Annotated in this window: 22 protein-coding genes; 17 read left to right on the top strand and 5 right to left on the bottom strand. The window is 73.3% G+C overall.

The window, feature by feature from the left end; translation table 11 throughout:
* The first annotated feature begins 77 nt into the window (after positions 1-77).
* The 5 genes from pyrH to GA0070214_RS24675 all read left to right on the top strand — a co-directional run bounded on the left by pyrH (position 78) and on the right by GA0070214_RS24675 (position 5,543).
* Positions 78-845, top strand: a complete 768-nt coding sequence (gene pyrH / locus GA0070214_RS24695; RefSeq protein ID WP_091268664.1) for a UMP kinase — start codon at positions 78-80, stop codon at positions 843-845.
* 86 nt (positions 846-931) lie between these two features.
* Positions 932-1,489, top strand: a complete 558-nt coding sequence (gene frr, locus GA0070214_RS24690; protein ID WP_091268662.1) for a ribosome recycling factor — start codon at positions 932-934, stop codon at positions 1,487-1,489.
* Positions 1,490-1,744: 255 nt separating this feature from the next.
* Positions 1,745-3,154, top strand: coding sequence for a phosphatidate cytidylyltransferase (locus GA0070214_RS24685; protein WP_091268660.1), 1,410 nt, complete (start codon positions 1,745-1,747; stop codon positions 3,152-3,154).
* A gap of 104 nt (positions 3,155-3,258) precedes the next feature.
* Positions 3,259-4,404 (top strand): dual-specificity RNA methyltransferase RlmN, encoded by a 1,146-nt coding sequence (gene rlmN, locus GA0070214_RS24680; protein WP_091268658.1) that lies wholly within the window; start codon positions 3,259-3,261, stop codon positions 4,402-4,404.
* Between the two features lie 29 nt (positions 4,405-4,433).
* The gene (locus GA0070214_RS24675) at positions 4,434-5,543 is read left to right on the top strand and encodes a DivIVA domain-containing protein (RefSeq protein WP_091268656.1); all 1,110 of its coding nucleotides are present in this window, start codon (positions 4,434-4,436) and stop codon (positions 5,541-5,543) included.
* Between the two features lie 75 nt (positions 5,544-5,618).
* Here the strand turns inward: GA0070214_RS24675 and GA0070214_RS24670 are convergent, their stop codons facing one another.
* Entirely contained in the window at positions 5,619-5,843 is a 225-nt protein-coding gene (locus GA0070214_RS24670) for a DUF2631 domain-containing protein (protein ID WP_091268655.1), read from the bottom strand.
* Positions 5,844-6,077: 234 nt separating this feature from the next.
* Between GA0070214_RS24670 and GA0070214_RS24665 the strand changes: the two genes are divergently transcribed.
* Positions 6,078-7,658: a Rieske 2Fe-2S domain-containing protein gene (locus GA0070214_RS24665; protein ID WP_091268653.1), complete on the top strand. Its 1,581-nt coding sequence runs from the start codon at positions 6,078-6,080 to the stop codon at positions 7,656-7,658.
* A 107-nt stretch (positions 7,659-7,765) separates the two neighbouring features.
* Positions 7,766-8,419 (top strand): TMEM175 family protein, encoded by a 654-nt coding sequence (locus GA0070214_RS24660; protein ID WP_091268651.1) that lies wholly within the window; start codon positions 7,766-7,768, stop codon positions 8,417-8,419.
* Here GA0070214_RS24660 and GA0070214_RS24655 read toward each other — a convergent pair.
* Positions 8,400-10,001 (bottom strand): phytoene desaturase family protein, encoded by a 1,602-nt coding sequence (locus GA0070214_RS24655; RefSeq protein ID WP_091268649.1) that lies wholly within the window; start codon positions 9,999-10,001, stop codon positions 8,400-8,402. The two genes, GA0070214_RS24660 and GA0070214_RS24655, sit on opposite strands and share 20 nt — an antisense overlap.
* Positions 10,002-10,133: 132 nt before the next feature.
* Here GA0070214_RS24655 and GA0070214_RS24650 point away from each other — a divergent pair, with 132 nt between their 5' ends.
* On the top strand, positions 10,134-12,335 hold the full coding sequence (locus GA0070214_RS24650; protein WP_091269021.1) for an MMPL family transporter: 2,202 nt from the start codon (positions 10,134-10,136) through the stop codon (positions 12,333-12,335).
* Here GA0070214_RS24650 and GA0070214_RS24645 read toward each other — a convergent pair.
* A complete protein-coding gene (locus GA0070214_RS24645) occupies positions 12,275-13,117 on the bottom strand; it encodes a YhjD/YihY/BrkB family envelope integrity protein (protein ID WP_091268647.1) in 843 nt (280 codons plus the stop codon). The genes GA0070214_RS24650 and GA0070214_RS24645 overlap by 61 nt on opposite strands.
* A 50-nt stretch (positions 13,118-13,167) precedes the next feature.
* Between GA0070214_RS24645 and GA0070214_RS24640 the strand changes: the two genes are divergently transcribed.
* The 8 genes from GA0070214_RS24640 to ispG all read left to right on the top strand — a co-directional run bounded on the left by GA0070214_RS24640 (position 13,168) and on the right by ispG (position 19,349).
* Positions 13,168-13,710 (top strand): GNAT family N-acetyltransferase, encoded by a 543-nt coding sequence (locus GA0070214_RS24640; protein ID WP_091268646.1) that lies wholly within the window; start codon positions 13,168-13,170, stop codon positions 13,708-13,710.
* Between the two features lie 34 nt (positions 13,711-13,744).
* Positions 13,745-14,257 (top strand): YcxB family protein, encoded by a 513-nt coding sequence (locus GA0070214_RS24635; RefSeq protein WP_091268644.1) that lies wholly within the window; start codon positions 13,745-13,747, stop codon positions 14,255-14,257.
* Positions 14,258-14,464: 207 nt separating this feature from the next.
* Positions 14,465-14,662 (top strand): hypothetical protein, encoded by a 198-nt coding sequence (locus GA0070214_RS24630; protein ID WP_091269019.1) that lies wholly within the window; start codon positions 14,465-14,467, stop codon positions 14,660-14,662.
* A complete protein-coding gene (locus GA0070214_RS24625; protein ID WP_244167839.1) occupies positions 14,659-15,024 on the top strand; it encodes a PIN domain-containing protein in 366 nt (121 codons plus the stop codon). Before GA0070214_RS24630 ends, GA0070214_RS24625 begins: the two co-directional genes overlap by 4 nt.
* On the top strand, positions 15,021-15,662 hold the full coding sequence (locus tag GA0070214_RS24620) for a Uma2 family endonuclease (RefSeq protein WP_091268642.1): 642 nt from the start codon (positions 15,021-15,023) through the stop codon (positions 15,660-15,662). The genes GA0070214_RS24625 and GA0070214_RS24620 overlap by 4 nt, the downstream gene beginning before the upstream one ends.
* A gap of 43 nt (positions 15,663-15,705) precedes the next feature.
* A complete protein-coding gene (dxr, locus tag GA0070214_RS24615) occupies positions 15,706-16,917 on the top strand; it encodes a 1-deoxy-D-xylulose-5-phosphate reductoisomerase (protein WP_091268640.1) in 1,212 nt (403 codons plus the stop codon).
* Positions 16,917-18,164, top strand: coding sequence for a M50 family metallopeptidase (locus tag GA0070214_RS24610; RefSeq protein WP_091268635.1), 1,248 nt, complete (start codon positions 16,917-16,919; stop codon positions 18,162-18,164). Before dxr ends, GA0070214_RS24610 begins: the two co-directional genes overlap by 1 nt.
* A 9-nt stretch (positions 18,165-18,173) precedes the next feature.
* On the top strand, positions 18,174-19,349 hold the full coding sequence (gene ispG / locus GA0070214_RS24605; RefSeq protein WP_091268633.1) for a flavodoxin-dependent (E)-4-hydroxy-3-methylbut-2-enyl-diphosphate synthase: 1,176 nt from the start codon (positions 18,174-18,176) through the stop codon (positions 19,347-19,349).
* 61 nt (positions 19,350-19,410) lie between these two features.
* Here the strand turns inward: ispG and GA0070214_RS24600 are convergent, their stop codons facing one another.
* Complete coding sequence (locus tag GA0070214_RS24600) at positions 19,411-20,097, bottom strand: winged helix-turn-helix transcriptional regulator (protein WP_091268626.1); 687 nt, start codon at positions 20,095-20,097, stop codon at positions 19,411-19,413.
* Positions 20,098-20,224: 127 nt separating this feature from the next.
* Between GA0070214_RS24600 and GA0070214_RS24595 the strand changes: the two genes are divergently transcribed.
* Entirely contained in the window at positions 20,225-21,046 is an 822-nt protein-coding gene (locus GA0070214_RS24595) for a class I SAM-dependent methyltransferase (RefSeq protein WP_091268624.1), read from the top strand.
* A gap of 57 nt (positions 21,047-21,103) precedes the next feature.
* On the opposite strand, the gene GA0070214_RS24590 is transcribed toward GA0070214_RS24595, so the two are convergent.
* Complete coding sequence (locus GA0070214_RS24590; protein ID WP_091268622.1) at positions 21,104-21,694, bottom strand: PadR family transcriptional regulator; 591 nt, start codon at positions 21,692-21,694, stop codon at positions 21,104-21,106.
* Positions 21,695-21,730 lie beyond the last annotated feature (36 nt).

Here is a 21,730-nt window from a genome sequence, read left to right as displayed (position 1 = left end):
CTCGTCACATAGGGTCGGCAGCGGCAGTTACGCGGTACGCGGCGCCCACGAGGTGCGCGACGGAAGGGGCGGGGCGGATGACGCAGGTTGTGAGTGACCGGAGCCTGGCGGCGGATGACCCGACCGCCCCGCCGCCCGGTCGGGCCCGCCGGGTGGTGCTGAAGCTCTCCGGTGAGGTCTTCGGCGGCGGCGCCATCGGTGTCGACCCCGACGTCGTGCAGGCCATCGCCCGGCAGATCGCCACCGTGGTGCGCCGTGGCGTGCAGGTCTCGGTGGTGGTCGGCGGCGGCAACTTCTTCCGTGGCGCCGAGCTGCAGAAGCGCGGCATGGACCGGGCCCGCGCCGACTACATGGGCATGCTGGGCACGGTGATGAACTGCCTGGCCCTCCAGGACTTCCTGGAGAAGGAGGGCATCGAGACCCGGGTGCAGAGCGCCATCACCATGGCCCAGGTCGCCGAGCCGTACATCCCGCTGCGGGCGATCCGGCACCTGGAGAAGGGCCGCGTGGTCATCTTCGGCGCGGGCGCCGGGATGCCGTACTTCTCCACCGACACGGTGGCCGCCCAGCGGGCGCTGGAGATCCGTGCCGACGTGGTGCTGATGAGCAAGAACGGCGTGGACGCGGTCTACACCGCCGATCCCCGGATCGACCCGACGGCGAGCAAGCTCGACTCGATCACCTTCTCCGAGGTGCTGCGCCGCAACCTGCGGGTGGCCGACGCCGCGGCGTTCAGCCTCTGCATGGAGAACGGCCTGCCGATGCTGGTCTTCGGCGCCCAGGGCGACGACACCATCGTCCGTGCCGTCGGTGGTGAGAAGATCGGCACGTTGATCACCGCCTGACCGGTTCCGCCGAGCCGGCAGCGGTCCTCCGACACAGCAGCACCCGCACAGCCCACGACGAGCGACAGAAGGAGGCGAGGAGACCGGTGATCGACGACACCCTCCTCGAGGCAGAGGAGAAGATGGAGCGTGCCATCGAGCACGCCAAGGAGGAGTTCGGCGGGATCCGCACCGGTCGCGCCAACGCCGCCATGTTCTCCCGGATCGTGATCGACTACTACGGCAGCCCGACCCCGCTGCCGCAGATGGCGTCCATCGCCGTGCCCGAGCCGCGCATGGTGATCATCAAGCCGTACGACAACTCGCAGATCAACGCCATGGAGAAGGCGATCCGCGACTCGGACCTCGGGGTGAACCCGAACAACGAGGGCAACCAGCTGCGCATCGTGCTCCCGCAGATGACCGAGGAGCGGCGCCGCGAGATGATCAAGGTCGCCCGGCACAAGGGCGAGGAGGCCAAGGTGGCCGTCCGCAACATCCGCCGCAAAGGCAAGGAAGAGCTGGACCGCCTGGTCAAGGATGGCGAGGTCGGCGAGGACGAGGGCCGGCGCGCGGAGAAGGAGCTGGACGACCTGACCCAGCGCTTCGTCGCCACCGTCGACGAGCTGGTCAAGCACAAGGAGAACGAGTTGCTCGAGGTCTGAGCGCCGCGCACCCGCCACGGCACCGGTGTGCCGCCGCCCGTCACGGGTGGCGGCCCGGTGCCGTCGTCGTGCCGGACGGCGTCCGCCGTGCGAGCTTCCCGGGTGCAGTAGGCTCGGCACGATTCCCGCCCACCACGGAGTGAACAGCGGGGGTCGGCCGGCCGTCGGGCCGGTCAACCGGAACTGCTCGCGGCTGTAGGGGATGGTCTTGGTCTTGCGTCATGTGGTGGCTCCCGTACCGCCTGCCGGTGCGTGATGTCCCACCCCGACCCCTACGGCAACGCCGAGCCGCGCGGCTGGGACCACCCGGGGCCGCTGCCCTGGCCGGAGACCGACCTGGAGCCCGGCCCCTGGCGCCCCGGCGCCGAGGCGTACGCGCGTCCGCCCGTACGCCCGGCCGCCGACCCGTACGCCCGGCCGGCTGACCGCCACGACGGGCCCCGCGGCCGCCGGCCGTACGACGGCCCGCCAGGCCCCGAGCGCGGCTGGCACGAGGAGCCGGCCCCCGGCGGCCCGGGCCGCCTGGACGCCGGGCGGGGCCACCGGGACGCCGGCTCCGGCGGGTTCCGGCCCGCGGACCGGGACCCGTGGGACCACGACCCGCGCGACCGGGGCCCGGCCGTCGACCCGCGGGAGCGGTACGACGCGACCCCGCGGGGCCGCGGCTACGACCGGCCGGACGACGAGTACCCCACCGCCCAGATCGCTCCGGTGCGGGACGAACCGACCACTCAGCTGCCGGCGGTGCGCGACGAGCCCGGCCCGGACCCGGAGGCGCCGGCGACCCGGCGCTCGAAGGGCCGGCGGCGGGCCAGCGCGGACCGTCCGCCGACCGCCCAGCCCAAGTCCTCCCGGGCGGGCCGCAACCTGCCGGCCGCGATCGGGGTCGGGCTGGCGCTCGGCGCGGCCATCGTGGTGCCGCTCTTCTTCTACCTGCCGGCCTTCCTCGCCGTGATCGCCGCCGCGGTGGCGATCGGCTGCTGGGAGATGGCCCGCGCGGTACGCCGCAGCGGCGCCCACCCGCCGCTGGTGCCGCTCATGGCCGGCGGCGTGATCACCATCGGGCTGGCCTGGTTCGCCGGCCCGGACGCGCTCTGCCTCGGTCTGCTGGTCACCGTGCTGGGCACGATGATCTGGCGCCTGGGCGACGGCCCCGGCAACTACCAGCGGGATCTCACGGCGGCCACGCTCATCGCGGTATACGTGCCGTTCCTCGGCGGGTTCGCGGCCATGCTGGCGGCCGCTCCCGACGACGGTCACCTGCGGGTGCTGGTCACCCTGGTCGCCGTGGTGCTGTCCGACACCGGCGGCTACGCGGCCGGCGTCGCCTTCGGCAAGCACCCGATGGCCCCCACGATCAGCCCGAAGAAGTCCTGGGAGGGCTTCGGGGGCTCGGTGACCGCGGCCGCCGCGGGCAGCGCCCTGCTGCTCTGGCTGCTGCTCGACGTGGCCCCCTGGTGGGGCGCGCTGTTCGGGGTGGCGATCTCCGGTGCGGCGGTCCTCGGCGACCTCGCCGAGTCGATGATCAAGCGGGATCTCGGGGTCAAGGACATGAGCAACCTGCTCCCCGGGCACGGCGGCCTCATGGACCGGCTCGACTCGATCCTGTTCGCGGTGCCGACCGCGTACCTGCTGCTGGCGGTCTTCGTGCCGATGGCGGGCTGAGGCGTGAATCACGTGGGTGGCGCCGCCCCGGCCGGCCGGTCGGGACCGATTCGGCACCCACGGACAGGTGCGTCACCCGTTCGGCGTGTCAGACTGGACGCGCCATGACGAGCCTCCCGCTGATCTCCGTAGACCCCGACGCCCGCGGCCGCCGGCCCGCGATGCCACCCCGTCACCTCGCCGACCTGGACCTGCCGGGCCGGCAGGCGCTCGTCGCCGAGCTGGGGGAGCCGGCGTTCCGCGCCAAGCAGGTCTCGAACCACTACTTCGGCCGTCTGGTCCGCGACCCGGCGCAGATGACCGACCTGCCGGCGGCGACCCGCGAGCGGCTGGCGGGCACGCTGCTGCCCACCCTGCTCAACCCGGTGCGGGAGATGGCCTGCGACGACGGCGCCACCCGCAAGGCGCTCTGGCGGCTGCACGACGGCTCGCTGGTCGAGAGCGTGCTGATGGGTTACCCCGACCGGGTCACCGTCTGCATCTCCAGCCAGGCGGGCTGCGGCATGGCCTGCCCGTTCTGCGCCACCGGTCAGGCCGGGCTGACCCGCAACCTCTCCACCGCCGAGATCGTCGACCAGGCCGTCTACCTGGCCGGGGTGGCCGCCTCGGGGGCGGTGGCCGGCTCCCCGCCGCGCCTGTCGCACGTGGTGTTCATGGGCATGGGCGAGCCGCTGGCCAACTACGCGCGGGTGGTGGCGGCCATCCGCCGGCTGGTCGCCCCGGCCCCCGAGGGGCTCGGGCTGTCCCAGCGGCACATCACCGTTTCCACGGTCGGCCTGGTTCCTGCCATCCGCCGACTGGCCAGCGAAGACCTCTCAGTGACCCTTGCGTTGTCGCTGCACGCCCCCGATGATGAGCTGCGCGACGAACTCGTGCCGGTCAACCAGCGCTGGAAGGTGTCCGAGGTGCTGGACGCGGCGTGGGACTACGCGGACACGACGGGGCGTCGCGTGTCCATCGAATACGCGATGATCAAGGACGTGAACGACCAGCCGTGGAGAGCCGATCTGCTCGGGCGGCTGCTGGCCGGCAAGCTGGCCCACGTGAACCTGATCCCGCTCAACCCGACTCCGGGCAGCCGCTGGGACGCCAGCCCGAAGCCGGTCGAGCGGGAGTTCGTCCGGCGGTTGCGCGACGCCGGGGTGTCCACGACGGTGCGGGACACCCGGGGTCGCGAGATCGACGGGGCGTGTGGGCAGCTCGCCGCCGCCGAGGACAGGGACAGCGACCCACGCGCCGCAACGGCGTGACGGCGTAGCGGTAGAGACCAGGAGACATAGTGGCGAGTCAGGGTCAGCGTTTCCGGCGTAAGGCGCTCCGCCGGGGATACAAGGTCGACGAGGTCGACGCCTTCCTGGATCGGGTGGAGGCGACACTCGCCGGCCAGCCGGTCGGCGCGCCCGTGGCCTCCCAGGAGGTCCACGACGTCGTCTTCCGGGTCCGCTTCAACGGCTACGACGAGTGGCAGGTCGACCTGCACCTCGACCGGGTCGAGCGGCAGCTCGCCGAGCTGGAGGAGCGCGGTGGCGCCCCCGGTGGGCGGGGTGGCGACCCCCGGATGGCCGACCGGCTCGGCCCGCCGATGCGCGACGACCGGGGCCTCTCGCCCGTGCCGCAGCCCCCCATGCCGCCCCGGCCGATGCCCGCGCAGGCCGGCCCGCCCGCCGACCGCTACGGCAACCGCTACGACGAGCCGACCGGCGCCTTCGCCGGTGGGTACGACGCGCCGCGCGGCGGCTACGACGCACCCCGGGGTCCGGGTGGCCCCGGCCCGATGGGTCCGGGCGCCCCGATGGGTCCGGGCGCCCCGATGGGCCACGGCGGCCCGCCCTCCCGCGGCCTGCCTCCCGGCCCGGGCGGCTACGGCCAGGACGGGGGCTTCGACGGCTTCGAGGCCGGCCGGCACGGCCGCACCGACATGACCGCCGAGATCCGGATGCCCGAGCGGGACCTGCGCGGTCGTGGCCCGGCCGGCCCGCCGCCGGTGCCGCAGCAGGGCTACGGCCCGGACCAGGGCTACGGCGGCCCCGACCAGGGCTACGGCGGCCCGGAGCAGGGTTACGGCGGCGGCCCGGGCATGTCCGGCCCGCCCATGGCCGGTCCGCCGATGGTGGGCCCGCCGATGGCCGGCCCGCCCGGCAGCGACCTCTACCGGGTGGACCAGATCCGCCGCAGCTTCCAGGTGCGCCGCTTCGGCAGCGGGTACGACCCGGACCAGGTCGACCGGTTCTTCGAGACCCTGCTCGGCGGCATGCAGGGCCGCAACCCCATGCCGGTGAACCCGAAGGACCTCGACACCCTGCGCTTCGGGCTGGTGCCCGGCGGCTACTTCGAGGCCGAGGTCGACGCCGCGCTCAAGGACGTGCAGGACATCCTGCTCGGCCGCTGAGCCGCCGCACGACGACAAAGGGCCCGTCCCCGATCGGGGGCGGGCCCTTTCGCGTGCCGGTCGAGCGCGTGCCGGTCAGGACCGCAGGCCGTTGCGGCGCAGCACGGCGTCGCCGATGACGATCGCCAGCAGCAGGGCCGCGAGCCCGAACAGCCAGATGTTCTCCACGTTGCCCTCGTGGTTGCCGCAGAGCGCCATGACCACCAACACCACCGCCGAGAGCACCGCGCCGATCCGCCCCGACTTGCGGTGCCCCGGCCGGTGCTGGTCGGGCGCGGTTACCGGCTCACTTCCTGCCACTGTCGGTCCTTCCCTCGCGATCGGATCTCCGGTTAGTCTGGCACGCCCCGTGGCGGCCCCGGTGCGGGGTCCGCCCTGATCGGGCCGCCCGGGTTTCCGGACCCGCCCGGTGTCCCGGGCCGTCGGACCCGGGCGGTCGGGTCGGAACGTCACTACCGGCGTCGCGGGACGGCGACCACACTGCCTCCGGTAGCGTCTTGACGTACGCCTGATGCCTTTTTGAGGGGGACTACGGTGCGAGTGACCGGTACGGGCCATGCCAGCATGCGGATCGACACGGCCGCGGGCAGCATCCTGTGCGACCCGTGGGTCAATCCCGCCTACTTCGCCTCGTGGTTCCCCTTCCCGGACAACTCCCAGCTCGACTGGGCGGCCCTCGGCCAGTGCGACTACCTCTACGTGTCGCACCTGCACCGGGACCACTTCGACGCCAAGCACCTGCGCGACCACATCTCCAAGGACGCCACCGTCCTGCTGCCCGAGTTCCCCACCTCGGAGATGGAGGACGAGCTGCGGGAACTGGGCTTCACCAAGTTCCTCAAGGCCCCGAACGAGCAGGTCGTGGAGCTGCCCGGCGGCCTGAAGATCATGATTCAGGCGCTGACCAGCCCGACCGACGGCCCGATCGGCGACTCGTCGCTCTGGGTGGAGTACGACGGGGTCCGGCTGCTCAACCAGAACGACGCCCGCCCGACCGACCTGACCGTCTTCGCCGAGCTGGGTCACGTGCACGCCCACCTGCTGCAGTTCTCCGGCGCGATCTGGTACCCGATGGTCTACGAGCTGCCGCAGGCGGCGAAGACCGCGTTCGGCAAGCAGAAGCGGGAGCGGCAGTTCGACCGCACCTGGCGCTACATCGACGACCTGAAGGCCGACCACGTCTTCCCGATCGCCGGCCCGCCCTGCTTCCTCGACGACGAGCTGTTCCAGTTCAACGACGTCTTCGGCGACGAGGGGAACATCTTCCCCGACCAGTCGGTGTTCCTGTCCGAGTACGCCAAGGTCGGCGGCACCAACGGCATCGTGCTGCTGCCCGGCAGCGTCGCGGAGGTGACCACCGAGGGCGCGACCACGACGCACCCGGTGCCGGTCGAGGAGTTCTTCGCGAACAAGCGGGCCCACCTGGAGGAGATGCGGGAGCGCAAGCGCCCGATCATCGAGGCGGAGAAGGCGTCCTGGCGGCACCCCGAGGTGGACGTGCTGGGCGAGATGAAGCGCCGGATCGAACCGCTGCTGGACGAGTCGATCTACCTGGCCAAGGGCGTCGGCGGGCCGGTCCGGTTCGACCTCGTGGGCTACGACGGTGAGAGCGTCGAATCCATCGTGGTGGACTTCCCGGGCAAGGAGGTGCGGCCGTACGCGGACGAGAAGGTCCGCTACCGGTTCCGTACCGAGCGGGCGCTCATCGAGCACCTGCTCTACATCGACGAGGTCGACTGGGTCAACTCGCTCTTCCTCTCCTGCCGGTTCTCGGCGGCCCGGATCGGCCAGTACAACGAGTTCGTCTACGCGTTCTTCAAGTGCCTCTCCGAGGAGCGCCTCCAGTACGCCGAGGGCTGGTACGACGAGCACGAGCGGGCCGTCGACGCCGAGGACATCACCCTCGACGGCTGGGTGGTGCAGCGCCGCTGCCCGCACCTCAAGGCGGACCTGAGCCGGTTCGGCATCGTCGACGGCGACCAGCTCACCTGCCAGCTGCACGGGTGGAAGTTCGACCTGTCCAGCGGCCGCTGCCTGACCAGCGTCGGCCACAAGATCCGCGCGCACCGCGCCGACGCGGAGACCCCCGCCCCGGCCGGCGAGGCGATCAGCTGAGTTTTCCCCCGCCCGCCGCCCCCGCCGGGTGACCATCAGGTCGGGAAGGGGGCGGTGTGGCGGAGGGCGCGGGCAGGAGCGGGTACCGGTTCGGGCGCGACCGGGAGATGACCCGGGACGCCTCCCGGGTGGAGACGTTCAGCGACGGCGTCTTCGCCGTCGTGCTGACGGTGATGGCCGTCGAACTGCTGCAGAACGGCCCGGCCCGGGATCCCGGGCGGGAACTCCCCGACGCCCTCGTCCAGGCCTGGCCGACCTACCTGGCCTACGTGATCACCTTCGGGATCGCCGGCCAGATCTGGCTCGGCCACCACAACATGTGGCGGTACGTGGTGCGGGTCGACCAGGTGCTGCTCATGTTCAACCTGCTCGTGCTGCTCTTCGTGGCGGCGATCCCGTTCACCGCCGACCTGCTGTCGGACAACCTGCGCGGCAGCGCGACCGAGCAGCGGCTGACCGCCGCCCTCTACCTGGGCACCGTGCTGGGCGAGTCGCTCTTCTTCAACCTGAGCTGGTGGTGGGCCCGCCGGCACCGGCTGCTCCACCCCGACCTGGACCCGCAACTGGCCCGGGCGGTCTCGCGGCGGCTGGTGATCCGCCCGCTGCTCTACACGATCGCCTTCGCCTTCGTCTTCGTCGACCCGGTCCTCAGCCTGCTCCTCTACCTGCTGCTGCTCGTCGGCCTCTCCCTCATCCGCCGGCCCGGCGACCTGCCCCGCTCCGCCGAGGCCGGCGGTGCGGTCACCGACCGAGGTCGTTGAGGATGCGCTGGGCGGCGTTGTGCCCGGCCGCGCCGATCACGCTGCCGGCCGGGTGGCAGCCGGCGCTGCCCGCGTAGACACCGTCGATCCCCGTGGCGTAGGGCATCCGGTCGGTGAACGAAACGGTGTTGTCGACGTGGTGGATGTGGCCGCCGGTGATGCCGAAGTGCGCCTCGATCCCCGGCGGGGGCAGCGGCACCGCGTCCGCGATCAGGTCGGCGGTGCCCGGGGCGTACCGCTCGCAGATCTCGACGAGCCGGTCGACGTAGCCGGGCAGCGCGGCGTCCCAGGTGGTGCCGGCCAGCTCGTAGGGGACCGACTGGACGAACAGCGCCGACGAGTGGTGCCCGGCGCCGTCGGAGAGGGACGGGTCGACGGTCGTGTGCAGGTACCACTCGATGGTCGGCTCCTCGGGCAGCCGCCCGGCCTGGACGTCCGCCCACATGGCGCGCAGCGCGGCCATCGGCGGCTCGCCGCCGGCGCCGACCAGCGAGGCCGAGCCCGGGAGCAGGTGGATGGTGGAGCCGAACGGGCTCGGCGCGTCCGCCGGCAGGCAGGAGAACCGGGGCAGGCCGGTGAGCGCCAGGTTGAGCTTGAGCGTGGTGCCGGGCCGGCGGACCGCCGCCATCCGCGCGCCCAGCTCCGCCGGGAGCGCGCCGTCGGGCAGCAGGTCCATGAGCCGGTACGGGTCGCACGCCCCGAGCACCACGGAGGCGGCCACCTCCCGTCCGTCGGCGAGCACCACCCCGCTCGCCGCGCCGCCGTCGAGGGTGACGCCGGTGACCGGCGCGCCGGTCACGATGCGGGCGCCGGCCGCGCGGGCGGCGTCGGCGAAGGTCCGGGAGACCGTGCCCATGCCGCCCTGGGCGATCATCCAGGTGCCGCCCGAGCCGGGCAGGCGGCACATGTTGTGCACGAGGAAGTTGTGCCCGGTGCCCGGGTCGTCCGGGCCGGCGTTCAGGCCGGATAGGCCGTCGGTCACCGCGTACATGCTGACCAGCAGCTCGGAGCGGAAGTCGAAGCGGGCCAGGTAGTCGGCGACCGAACCGCGGACCAGGTCGACGAAGACCTGCCGGAGGGCGGGCCGGACGTACCGCTCGGCGGTCTCCTCCACCGGCAGCGGCTCGGTCAACCAGGCCGGCGCCAGGTCCTCCCGGAGCTGGGCCAGCTCCGCCTGGAGCGCGTCGTCGGCGGCCGCGTCCGCGGGGGAGAACATCTCCGCCACCTGCCGCCGGGACGACGCGGCGTCGCTGCCGAAGAGCAGGTACGGGGAGCCGAGCCCACCCGGGGTCGGCAGGAAGTAGTGCGGGTCGCGGCGCAGCACCGGGATCGTCACGTCGAGGGTGGCGAGCAGCTCCGGCGGCATCAGCCCGAGCAGGTACGACCCGGTGGAGTGCCGCAGCTCGGGCACCTTGGGGAACGGGTTCTCGGTGCGGGTCGCGCCGCCGATCACCTCGGCCGCCTCCAGCACCAGCACGTCGAGGCCGGCGCGGGCCAGCAGGATCGCCGAGACCAGACCGTTGTGCCCGGAGCCGACCACGACGACGTCGGCGCGGGACGGCAGCTCACTCGCATCGCTCATGCCCGGGCAGCCTAGTGGCGCGAGGCCCGGTCCGGGGAGGGGTCGGCGGAGCCGACCTGCCGCGAACGCCGTTCACTCTCCTGCGCGAGAATTACCGGCTACGGCCGCGACGGTCGGTGAGGGGGCGTGGCGATGTTCGCCTGGTGGGGGCGCGTGGTCGTACGGGCCCGTTGGGCGGTGCTGGCTGCCGCGGCGGCACTCGTGGTGCTCGGCGCGACCTGGGGCGCCGGCGTCTTCGGCGAGTTGACCGGCGGCGGTTTCGACGACCCGGCCAGCGAGTCCAGCCGCACCGCGCAACGGATCACCGCCGAGCTGGGCCGGCAGGGCGCCGACGTGATCGTGCTCTGGTCCAGCGACACGGCGACCGTCGACCAGCCGGCCTTCCGCGAGCCGGTCACCCGCACGGTCGCCGGGCTGCGCGGCCGCCCCGCGGTGACCGGCGTGACCACCTGGTACGACAGCCCCGCCCCGGCCCTGGTCGCCACCGACCGCCGGGCCACGTACGCGCTGATCCGGCTGGCCGGCGCCGACGACGACGCGCGGGCGGCGCAGTTCGAGGCGCTGCGGCCGGCCCTGGACGCGCCGGGCCTGCGCACCGAGGTCGGCGGCACGGTCGCCTTCCAGCACTTCGCCACCACCCAGACCACCGAGGACATCACCCGCGCCGAGACGCTCTCCATGCCGGTGCTGCTCGTGCTGCTCGTGCTGATCTTCGGCGGGCTGGTCGCCGCCACCACGCCGCTGCTCATCGGCGGGCTGGCCATCCTGGGCGCCTTCGTGGCCGTCCGCCTGGTCAACCTGGTCACCGACGTGTCGATCTTCGCGATCAACGTCATCACGCTGATCGGCCTCGGCATGGCCGTCGACTACGCCCTCTTCGTGGTCAGCCGCTTCCGCGAGGAACTCGGCGCCGGCCACGACACCGCCACGGCGATCCGCCGCACCATGGCCACCGCCGGCCGCACCGTGCTGGTCTCCGGCCTCACCGTGGCGCTCGCCCTGGCCAGCCTGCTGATCTTCCCGCAGGCGTTCCTGCGCTCGATGGGGCTCGGCGGGGTGGCCGCGGTGCTGGTCGCCATGCTGGCCGCGCTCACCGTGCTGCCGGCCCTGCTCGCGGTGCTCGGCCACCGGATCGACGCGGTGCGCGTACCCCTGCCGTGGCGGCGGCGGGCGACGGGCGCGGGGCCGGCGGCGGCCGGGGCGGGCGGCGCCTGGGCCCGGATCGCGCGCAGCGTGATGCGCCGGCCGGTGCGCTACCTGGTCGGGGTCGCGGTGCTGCTCGCCGTGCTGGCCACGCCGTTCCTGCGGATCACCTTCGGCGGCTTCGACGAGCGGGTGCTGCCCGCGGACGCCGCACCCCGGGTCGTCGCCGAGCGGATCGCCGGTGAGTTCCCCGGCGGCCAGGTCGCCCCGATCGACGTGCTGGTCTCGGGCGCCCCGGCGTACGCGGCGCGCGGGCTCGCCGACCGGATCGCCGCGGTGCCCGGCGTGACCGGCGTGCAGGTGACCGCCCAGCGCGCGGAGAGCACGCTGCTGTCGGTGAGCTACCCCGGGGAGCCGACCGGCGACGTCGCCCAGCGGGTGGTCCGCGACCTGCGCGCCCTGCCCGCGCCGTCCGGCGGCGAGGTGCTGGTCGGCGGGCGGCCCGGCGCCGACCGGGACCTGCTGGACAGCCTCGGCGACCGGCTGCCGTGGATGGCCCTGCTGATGGCCGGCGCCACCCTGCTGCTGCTCTTCCTCGCCTTCGGCTCGGTGGTGCTGCCGGTCAAGGCGGTGCTCATGAACCTGGTCTCGATCGGCGCCTCGTTCGGCGTCATGGTCTGGATCTTCCAGGACGGTCACCTCGCCGGCCCGCTCGGCTTCACCCCGACCGGGTTCATCGAGCCGAGCAACCCCATCCTCATGCTCGCCGTGCTCTTCGGGCTGGCCACCGACTACGAGGTGTTCCTGCTCAGCCGCGTCCGCGAGGAGTGGGACCGGACCGGGGACAACACCGGCGCCGTGGCCGCCGGCCTCCAGCACACCGGCCGGATCATCACGGCCGCGGCGCTGCTGCTGATCATCGTGGTGGCGGGCTTCACCACCGGCGGCATGTCCTACATCAAGCTCATCGGGGTCGGCATGATCGTCGGCATCGTGGTCGACGCGACCCTGGTCCGCGCCCTGCTCGTGCCGGCCACCATGCGCCTGCTCGGCCGCTGGAACTGGTGGGCGCCCGGCCCGCTGGCCCGTGTTCACCGCCGCTACGGCCTCCGGGAGACCGGCACCGGGGATCAGGCGCGGGCCGCTGCCCGGGTGGCCCGCCAGCGGGACAGCGCCAGGGTGGCCGAGTAGCCGGCCAGCACGATCACGTGGAACAGGTAGAGCCACAGCAGCACCGCGACCCCGCCGCCGATCTCGTCGAACCCGCCGAACGGCGCCCCAAGGTCCAGCGGCAGTGAACAGAACAGCACGAAGCCGTGCAGGAAGCCGGACAGGTTCGCCGCCGTGAACGAGCCGAGGCCCACCGTGGCCAGCCAGTCCGGTGCGGCCGGCCCGACCACCCGGAACACCCACACCAGCACCGGGGTGAGCACCAGCCAGGTGGCCAGGAAGGAGAGCACCACGCCGAGCGCGCCGAGCCAGCCGCCCTGCTTGACCAGGTGGGTGGTGAGGGGCAGCGCCATGAGCACCGCCAGCAGCAACGCCGGGGCCGGGGCGAGCAGCGGGAGCAGCAGCAGCCGCCCCCGCCAGCCGACCAGGGCCCCGGCCTGGCCCGGCGGGGTGGCGACCGAGACGAACGCCCGGCGCAGCCCTTCGCCGTAGAGCGACGCCGGCAGGAGCGAGGCCAGCGCCAGCAGCGGGGTCAGCCCCAACCCGGCCTCCACCAGCGCGGCCACCGCCCGGTCGGCGCCGATGTCGGTGGGCAGGGTGTCGATGGCGTACGCGGTGAGCCGGCGCACCCGGCCGTCCCCGGCCAGAAGCCCGGTGAGCCAGATCGCCAGCAGCGCCACCGGCACCACGGCGATCGCACCGTAGAACGTGATCGCGGCGGCGTGCAGCGAGAGGTCCCGCCCGCGTACCGGCCGGAACGCCGTGCCGGTGATCCGCTTCGCCGCCTGCCACCGCTCGCCCATCGCCACCTCGTTCCCCGTGGGGCGGCCCGGCACGCATTACGATCCGGCATGTGATCACCTCGACCGAGCGGCTGGTGGTCCGGGACTGGACGGAGTCGCCCGACGACCTGGCCCGGATCTACGACATCTACTCCCGGGACGAGGTGATGCGCTGGCTGGGCGGCGGCGCCGGGCGGATGACCGACCCGGCCGAGGCGCGCGAGCGGGTGCACGCCTGGCGCGAGCGCTACGCCCCGTACGCCGGCCGCTGGGGCCTCTGGGCCATCGAGCCGCGCGGGGCCGGCCCGGCCGTCGGCAGCGTCCTGCTCAAGCCGCTGCCCGGGCGCGACGGGGTCACGCCCACCGACGACATCGAGGTCGGCTGGCACCTGCACCCCGACGCCCAGGGACACGGCTACGCCACCGAGGCGGCCCGGGCCGTGCTGGAACGCGAGTTCGCCACCGGCACCCGGCAGGTCTACGCGGTGGTGATGGCCGGCAACGAGCCGTCGATGGCGGTGGCCCGCCGCCTCGGCATGACCCACCTGGGCACCCGCACCGACTGGTACGGCGGCGCCGAACTGGAAACCTTCGTCCTGGCCCGCCCGGCGTAGCCGTCCGGCGGCGCCGGCCGTATCGTCTCCGCTCGTGTTGATCACCTTCACGGCGCAGCCGGACCGGAAGCTGTTCGGCGTCGCGCTGCGCCGGGCCTTCCGCCGGACCCTCCGCGTGTACTGGCTCTGCGCCGGCGTGACGGCGCTGCTGGCCCTCCTGGCCTGGGCCGGGGGTGACACCGCCGGGGTGGTGATCGCGAGTGCCGGCACCGTCGCGCTCGCGCTGGTCGCCTGGTGGGCCGGCCACCGGACGGTCAGCATCAACTGGAAGCTCTACGGCCGTCCCATCGTCTGGTCCGTCGGCGAGGAGGGGGTGCGCTACGACGGCGAACTGGTGGACTGCCTGGTCCGCTGGCCCGCCGTGGAACGGGTCGAGGCCGTTCCGCACCACCTGATCTTCCGGATCGGCCGGTACCAGGTGCTCCCCGCCCGGGTCGACGGGCTGGACGCGGAGCAACGCGACGAGCTGCTCGCCTTCCTGCACGCCCGGGGCCTGCTCGGCCGGCCGGCGGAGGAGGCCGCCCGCCGCCTCGCCCCCGCCCGGTAGGGCGTGCCGAATCTTGGCGACCTGCCGTTCGCCACGAACGGAAAGTCTCCAAGATCTCCCGCCGCGACCACCGACGCCGTTCGTGGCGCACCCAATGTGCGAGGCGTGGCCCTTCCGATGTGCGAGCTTTCAGTGCGAGCCGGCCGGTGGCGGCCGTCGGGTGGGAGAATGGAGGCTTCCGTGAGGGTGGAGAAGGTGAGCCCCGTCATGTCGACCGACGCGCAGCGGGACCCGGACGAGCCTGGCGCGGCCCACGTGCCGGCGGATGAGCTCGCCCGGCGCCAGGGTGTTCAGCCGGTCACCAGCCTGGACGATCTGGCCCGGCCGGAGTTGTTCGAGACGGACGAGGAACTGGATCGCTTCCTCGCCGACCTGCACACCTCCCGGCACGAGGGTGCTGCGTGAGCCTGGTCGTCCTGGACACCGACGTCGCCTCGGCGATCCTGCGCGGGCGGGTCGATGAGCGGCTGCGAGCCCGGCTCACCGGTCGGACCCTCTGCATCACCTTCGTGACCCTCGGCGAACTGACCAAGTGGACCGTGGTGCGCAGCTGGGGGCCGCGGAAGCTGGCGGACCTCGCCCAGTGGCGGCGGCACGTCGTTCTGTTGCCCTTCGACGAATCTGTCGCGATCGCCTGGGGCCAGCTCCAGGCCACCGCAGCTGCGGGGACGACCGAGGCCGGTCAACGATTCCTGGATCGCGGCCTGCTGCCTGGTGCACCAGCTGCCGCTGGCCACCTTCAACGGCAAGGACTACGCGCACCATGAGGGCCTCCGGCTTCTCGACCTGGTCTGACCACGGGCGGGCGGCCGCCTCCTTGGAGCTGCTGGGCATCCGGGATCAGGCCTGGACCGCCGGCGACGCGCTGAAGCTGCTGCCGGAGACCAACGGGCCGAGGATCGAGGTCCTCAGGGGTTGCGTCGTCGTCACGCCAGGCGGCTCCATCGACCGGCGCGGCGTGCAGATGGAGCTGGGGCACCGGATCAGGACGGCGGCGAGAGCCGCCGGTTGGTGGGCGTACCCGTCGGTCAACGTGGTGTCCGGGGACGACCTGTTCATCCCCGACCTCGTCGTGCTGCGAAGTTCCGGAGGCGGCCGGCGGGCGGTGGACATCGCGACGGCCGTCCTGCTCGGGGAGATCGCGCCGGCCGGGCTGTTCGACCGGCCGAGGGAGTACGCGGCTGCCGAGGTGCCGTTCTTCCTCCGGGTGGACCTGCGCAACCGGGTGCCGGCACTGGCACTCTACGAGCTGGTCGAGGGTGAATACCGTCCGCTCGCCGCGGCCGCGGCCGGCGCCACCTTCGTCATGTGGCAGCCGTTCGAGTTCAGCGTCGACCCGGCCGACCTGCTCGACGAGGAGGCGCCCGAGGAGGCATCGGCGGAGGCGTCGGGCGCGGGGGAGTGAGGCTCCCAGTGGGCGTTCAGGAGGGCTGGGGAAGAATGGGCGCGTGACGTCTCCCCGCGCCCTCGTCCTGCTCGGCTCGACCGGATCGGTCGGCACCCAGGCCATCGACATCGTCCGGCGCAACCCGGACCGGTTCCGGGTGGTGGCCCTCGGCGCCGGCGGCGGCAACGTGGAACTGCTCGCCGCGCAGGCCCTGGAGCTGGGCGTGGAGGCGGTCGGGGTGGCCCGGGCGTCGGCCGCCCAGGATCTCCAGCTGGCGTTCTACGCCGAGGCGAGCCGGCGCGGCTGGGCCACCGGCGACTTCCGGCTGCCCAAGATCGTGGCCGGGCCGGACGCCATGACCGAGCTGGCCGGGTGGCCCTGCGACGTGGTGCTCAACGGGGTGGTCGGGTCGCTGGGGCTCGCGCCGACGCTGGCGGCGCTGCGCGCCGGGCGTACCCTCGCGCTCGCCAACAAGGAGTCGCTGGTGGCCGGCGGCCCGCTGGTCAGGGCCGCGGTGACGCGGCCGGGGCAGATCGTCCCGGTCGACTCGGAGCACTCGGCGCTGGCGCAGTGCCTGCGTGGCGGCACCCGGGGCGAGGTGCGCCGGCTCGTGGTGACCGCCAGCGGCGGGCCGTTCCGGGGCCGGCGGCGTGACGAGTTGACCGAGGTCACGCCGGAGCAGGCGCTGGCGCACCCGACGTGGAACATGGGGCCGGTCGTGACGATCAACTCCGCCACCATGGTCAACAAGGCCCTGGAGGTGATCGAGGCGCACGAGCTGTTCGACGTGCCCTACGCCGACATCGAGGTGATGGTCCACCCGCAGTCGGTGATCCACTCGATGGTCGAGTTCACCGACGGCTCCACGCTCGCCCAGGCCAGCCCGCCGGACATGCGGCTGCCCATCGCGCTCGGCCTCGGCTGGCCGGACCGGGTGCCCGGTGCCGCCGCCGCGGTCGACTGGACGAAGGCCCACAGCTGGGAGTTCTTCCCGCTCGACGACGCCGCCTTCCCGGCCGTCGCGCTCGCCAAGGGGGCCGGTGCGGCCGGGCGCTGCCGGCCGGCGATCTACAACGCGGCGAACGAGGAGTGCGTGGCCGCGTTCGTGGCCGGGCGGCTGCCCTTCCTGGGCATCGTCGACACCCTGGAACGGGTGTTGGAGGACGCTCCGGACTTCGACGAACCAGGTACCGTCGAGGACGTGCTCGCCGCCGAGTCGTGGGCACGGGGGCACGCCCAGGCGATCATCGCCGGGTCGCTGGAAGGAGCCTGATGGTTTACCTGCTCGGGGTGGTGCTCTTCGCCCTGGCGATCCTCATCTCGGTGAGCCTTCACGAGGCGGGGCACATGCTCACCGCCAAGGCGTTCGGGATGAAGGTCACCCGCTACTTCGTCGGCTTCGGGCCGACGCTCTGGTCGTTCAAGCGGGGCGAGACCGAGTACGGCGTCAAGGGCATCCCGCTCGGCGGCTTCTGCAAGATCGTCGGAATGACCCCGCAGGACGACGACGTCGAACCGGGGGACGAGAAGCGCGCCATGTGGCGCTACCCGGTGTGGAAGCGGACGATCGTGATGTCCGCCGGCTCCATCACCCATTTCGCCCTGGCCCTGGTGACCCTCTGGATCATCGCGGTCTCCGCCGGCCTGCCCAACCCGAACTTCCCGAACACCGAGGACGGCTTCAAGGCCGAGCCCGCCGTGATCGCCCTGGCCCCGTGCGTCGTGGTGGAGAACGCCGCCCGCGCCTGCCAGGCCGGCGACCCGGCCAGCCCGGCCGGGAAGGCCCAGCTCCAGGACGGCGACCGGATCACCGCGGTCAACGGCAAGCCGGTCTCCACCTGGGGCGACATGCTGGACGTCGTCCGGGCCACCCCGCCCGGCGCGGCCACCGTCGACTACGTGCGCGACGGCAAGCCGGCCACCGCCACCGTCGACCTGGCCGCCGTGCAGCGCCCCCCGCTCGGCGACCCCAAGGGCGCCACCTCGGCGGTCTCCGCCCTCGGCGTCGCGCTCCAGCCGACCACGCCCACCCGGGTCCAGTACGGTCCGGCCGCCGCGTTCGGCGCGACCGCCGACTTCACCGGCAACATGGCGGTGCAGACCCTGCACGCCATGCAGCGGATCCCGCAGAAGGTCCCCGCCCTGTGGACCGCGGTCACCGGCGGCGAGCGTGACGTGGACACCCCGATCAGCGTGGTCGGCGCCAGCCGGCTCGGTGGCGAGGCCGTGGAGAACAACGCCTGGCTGGTGTTCTTCATGCTCTTCGTCTCGCTGAACTTCTTCATCGGCGTGTTCAACCTGCTGCCGCTGCTCCCGCTGGACGGCGGCCACATCGCCATCGCCTGGTTCGAGCGGGCCCGCTCCTGGCTCTACGCCCGGATCGGCCGGGCCGATCCCGGCCGCGTCGACTACCTCAAGCTCATGCCCATCACGTACGCGGTGATCCTGATCGGTGGCGCGTTCACGCTGCTGACCGTCACCGCGGACGTCGTCAACCCGATCACGCTCTTCTCAAGGTGAGTGCCTGAAGTGACCGCTGTCAGTCTCGGTATGCCCCCCGTACCGCCGCCGCCGCTCGCCCCGCGCCGGGCCAGCCGCCAGATCATGGTCGGCTCGGTGCCGGTCGGTGGGGGCGCGCCGGTCTCGGTGCAGTCCATGACCACCACCCTGACCGCCGACGTGAACGCGACGCTCCAGCAGATCGCCGAGCTGACCGCGTCCGGGTGCCAGATCGTCCGGGTGGCCGTGCCCTCCCAGGACGACGTCGAGGCGTTGCCCGCGATCGCGAAGAAGTCGCAGATCCCGGTGATCGCCGACATCCACTTCCAGCCGAAGTACGTCTTCGCGGCGATCGACGCCGGCTGCGCCGCGGTGCGGGTGAACCCCGGCAACATCCGGCAGTTCGACGACAAGGTCAAGGAGATCGCGAAGGCGGCCGGCGACGCGGGCGTGCCGATCCGGATCGGCGTGAACGCCGGCTCGCTGGACAAGCGCCTCCTGGCGAAGTACGGCAAGGCCACCGCCGAGGCGCTGGTCGAGTCGGCGCTCTGGGAGTGCTCGCTGTTCGAGGAGCACGGCTTCCGCGACATCAAGATCTCGGTGAAGCACAACGACCCGGTGGTGATGATCCGGGCCTACCGGCAGCTCGCCGAGAAGTGCGACTACCCGCTGCACCTGGGCGTGACCGAGGCCGGCCCGGCGTTCCAGGGCACCATCAAGTCCGCCGTGGCGTTCGGCGCGCTGCTGGCCGAGGGGATCGGCGACACCATCCGCGTCTCGCTCTCCGCCCCGCCGGTCGAGGAGATCAAGGTCGGCGCCGCGATCCTCGAGTCGCTGGGCCTGCGCGAGCGGGGCCTGGAGATCGTCTCCTGCCCGTCCTGCGGCCGCGCTCAGGTCGACGTCTACAAGCTGGCCGAGGAGGTCACCGCCGGTCTGGAGGGGCTGCCGGTGCCGCTGCGCGTGGCCGTCATGGGCTGCGTGGTGAACGGCCCGGGCGAGGCCCGCGAGGCCGACCTCGGCGTCGCCTCCGGCAACGGCAAGGGCCAGATCTTCGTCAAGGGCCAGGTCGTCAAGACCGTGCCCGAGAGCCAGATCGTGGAGACGCTGATCGAGGAGGCGCTGCGCATCGCCGACGAGATGGGCGCCGAGATCCCCGAGGAGCTGCGCGGCCTGGTGCCGGGCGGCGCCACGGTCACCGTGCACTGACGCGCCGATCCACCGACGACGTGCGGCCGTTCCCACCCCGGGGGCGGCCGCACGCGCCGTCTCAGGCCCGCGCCACCGGCCGGGGCACGGCGGCGAACTCGGAGAGGGTGAACCAGCGGGGGAGGGCCCGGCGCAGCGCCTCCGGGCCGGTCACGGTGACCGCCCCGCCGCGCAGCGCCGCCGGCCAGTCCAGGTCGCCCAGCCAGACCTGCACCAGGGCGCGCAGGCTCGCGTCCACCGTGACGGTCACCTCGTGGCCGGGGTCCACGTCGCAGACGTCGGTCTCGCCGGTCCGGATGACGAGCCACCAGTCCCGGAGGTCGGCCGTGACGTCGTGGAAGCGGAACCGGACGACGGTCCGCCCGGCCGGGACCGCACTGTGGTCGACGTGCCGGTGCATGTCCCAGAGCAGCAGCTTCGGGTCCAGGTCGGCGTCGCCCAGCTCGCCGATCCAGCGGACCCCCCACGCGCCCAGCGCCTCGAGCACCGGCCGCAGTTCGCGCCCGGCCCGGGTCGGCACGTAGCGCACGTCGGTGCCGTCCACGTGCCGCTCGACGACGCCGGCCCGGACCAGCTGGTGCAGCCGGCGGGACAGCAGGGTGGGCGACATCCGCGGCAGGCCGCGACGCAGCTCGTTGAAGCGCTCGGAGCCGCTCACCAGCTCCCGTACGACGAGCAGCGTCCACCGCTCGTCGAGCAGCTCCATGGCCTTCGCGACGGGGCAGAACTGGTGGTAGGAGGCCCCCATGGGCGGCACGCTACGCGGCCGGGGCGGGCCGGGCCAGGAACCTGTCGGGACCGGTACACATCTCGTACTAGGGCGTCGCCCGCCCGCTGCCTAGCGTCCGGACCAGGAACGACGCAGAGGAGCAGTCATGATCGAACAGCTGGACGTGGACCGCGCCGTGAAGGCCCGGCACCGGCAGATGTGGGCGCTCGGGAGTTACGCCGCGGTCGCCGCGGAGGTGATCCCCGAGCTGGGGACGACCCTGGTGGGGGTGGCGGGCGTCGGCCCGGGCGACCGGGTGCTGGACGTCGCGGCCGGGACCGGGAACGCGGCCATCCCCGCGGCCCTGGCCGGTGCCCGGGTGGTGGCCAGCGACCTGACCCCCGAGCTGCTGGAGATCGGGCGGGCACTGGCCGCGGAGCGCGGCGCGGAGCTGGAGTGGCAGGAGGCCGACGCCGAGGCGCTCCCGTACGCCGACGGGGAGTTCGACCGGGTGCTGTCCTGTGTGGGGGTGATGTTCGCGCCCCGGCACCGGGCCGCCGCCGACGAACTGGTGCGGGTCTGCCGGCCGGGCGGCACGATCGCCCTGGCCAGTTGGACGCCCGAGGGGTTCATCGGGCAGATGTTCGCCGCGATGAAGCCGTACGCGCCCCCGCCGCCGCCCGGCGCGCAGCCGCCCCCGCTCTGGGGCGACGAGGAACACGTCCGCGCCCTGCTCGGGGACCGGGTCACCGATCTCGTGCCGCGCCGCGCGGTGGTCACCGTGGACCGGTTCGCCACCCCGGAGGAGTTCCGCGACTACTTCAAGGCCCACTACGGGCCGACGATCGCGGTGTACCGGGCCGTTGCCGAGGACCCCGAGCGGGTGGCCGCGCTGGACGGCGACCTCGCGGACCTGGCCCGCCGCCACCTCGACGCCGGGGTGATGCGCTGGGAGTACCTGCTGGTCACCGCCCGCCGGGGCGGCTGACGGCGGTGCCGGCCGGGGTGGCGGTCCCGTGCCCACCCCGGCCGGCGAAGCGGCGGCTCACTCGGACTCGGCGAGGATCGCGTACAGCTTGCGCCGGGTCTCGTCGAGCACCTGGGCGGCGCGGGCCCGCTGGTCGTCGGTGCCGGTCATCATCACCTGGCGCAGCGCGTTCATGGCCTGCGCGCCGGCGTCGCGGATGTCGTGCCAGCTGTTCACGGTCTGCTCGGCGAACTCGCCCCAGGGCGGGGTCTGCGCCGCCTCGGTGGCCTCGGCCTGCCCCTGCTCGGTGAGGGCGAACCGCTTGCGCCCGCCGTCGGAGTCGGCGGCGGCCGCGATGACCCCCTCGTCCTCCAGCAGTTGCAGGGTCGGGTAGATCGAGCCGGGGCTGGGCCGCCAGGCCCCGCCGGTCCGGGAGTCGATCTCCTGGATCATCTCGTAGCCGTGCATGGGCCGCTCGGTGAGCAGGGCCAGCACGGCGCCGCGCACGTTGGGCCGGCGCCCGCGCCCGCGACCCCGTCCACCCCGGCCGTGGCCGTGACCGTGCGGTCCGGGCGGGAACGGCGGCGGCCCCGGGGGTACGGGCGGGAAGCCGAAGCCCCGCATCCGCATCTCGTGGTGCATGGCGTGCATCCGTCGGTGGAAACCCATCGGGCTCTCCTTCTGTCGCTCTATCACTGATGCATC

It is taken from the genome of Micromonospora chaiyaphumensis (assembly GCF_900091435.1).
Taxonomy (GTDB): Bacteria; Actinomycetota; Actinomycetes; order Mycobacteriales; family Micromonosporaceae; genus Micromonospora; species Micromonospora chaiyaphumensis.
Note: the sequence above shows the minus strand (reverse complement) of the source record. Positions and strands in the feature narration are given on the sequence as shown.

Bases quoted from the DNA above. Each gene is read 5' to 3' on its own strand.
- GA0070214_RS24630 (WP_091269019.1), top strand. From the start codon at position 14,465: ATGTCGACCGACGCGCAGCGGGACCCGGACGAGCCTGGCGCGGCCCAC.
- rlmN (WP_091268658.1), top strand. From the start codon at position 3,259: ATGACGAGCCTCCCGCTGATCTCCGTAGACCCCGACGCCCGCGGCCGC.
- GA0070214_RS24610 (WP_091268635.1), top strand. From the start codon at position 16,917: ATGGTTTACCTGCTCGGGGTGGTGCTCTTCGCCCTGGCGATCCTCATC.
- GA0070214_RS24600 (WP_091268626.1), bottom strand. From the start codon at position 20,097: ATGGGGGCCTCCTACCACCAGTTCTGCCCCGTCGCGAAGGCCATGGAG.
- GA0070214_RS24645 (WP_091268647.1), bottom strand. From the start codon at position 13,117: ATGGGCGAGCGGTGGCAGGCGGCGAAGCGGATCACCGGCACGGCGTTC.
- GA0070214_RS24655 (WP_091268649.1), bottom strand. From the start codon at position 10,001: ATGAGCGATGCGAGTGAGCTGCCGTCCCGCGCCGACGTCGTCGTGGTC.
- GA0070214_RS24620 (WP_091268642.1), top strand. From the start codon at position 15,021: ATGAGGGCCTCCGGCTTCTCGACCTGGTCTGACCACGGGCGGGCGGCC.
- pyrH (WP_091268664.1), top strand. From the start codon at position 78: ATGACGCAGGTTGTGAGTGACCGGAGCCTGGCGGCGGATGACCCGACC.
- GA0070214_RS24650 (WP_091269021.1), top strand. From the start codon at position 10,134: ATGTTCGCCTGGTGGGGGCGCGTGGTCGTACGGGCCCGTTGGGCGGTG.
- GA0070214_RS24660 (WP_091268651.1), top strand. From the start codon at position 7,766: ATGACCCGGGACGCCTCCCGGGTGGAGACGTTCAGCGACGGCGTCTTC.
- GA0070214_RS24685 (WP_091268660.1), top strand. From the start codon at position 1,745: ATGTCCCACCCCGACCCCTACGGCAACGCCGAGCCGCGCGGCTGGGAC.
- GA0070214_RS24590 (WP_091268622.1), bottom strand. From the start codon at position 21,694: ATGGGTTTCCACCGACGGATGCACGCCATGCACCACGAGATGCGGATG.
- GA0070214_RS24595 (WP_091268624.1), top strand. From the start codon at position 20,225: ATGATCGAACAGCTGGACGTGGACCGCGCCGTGAAGGCCCGGCACCGG.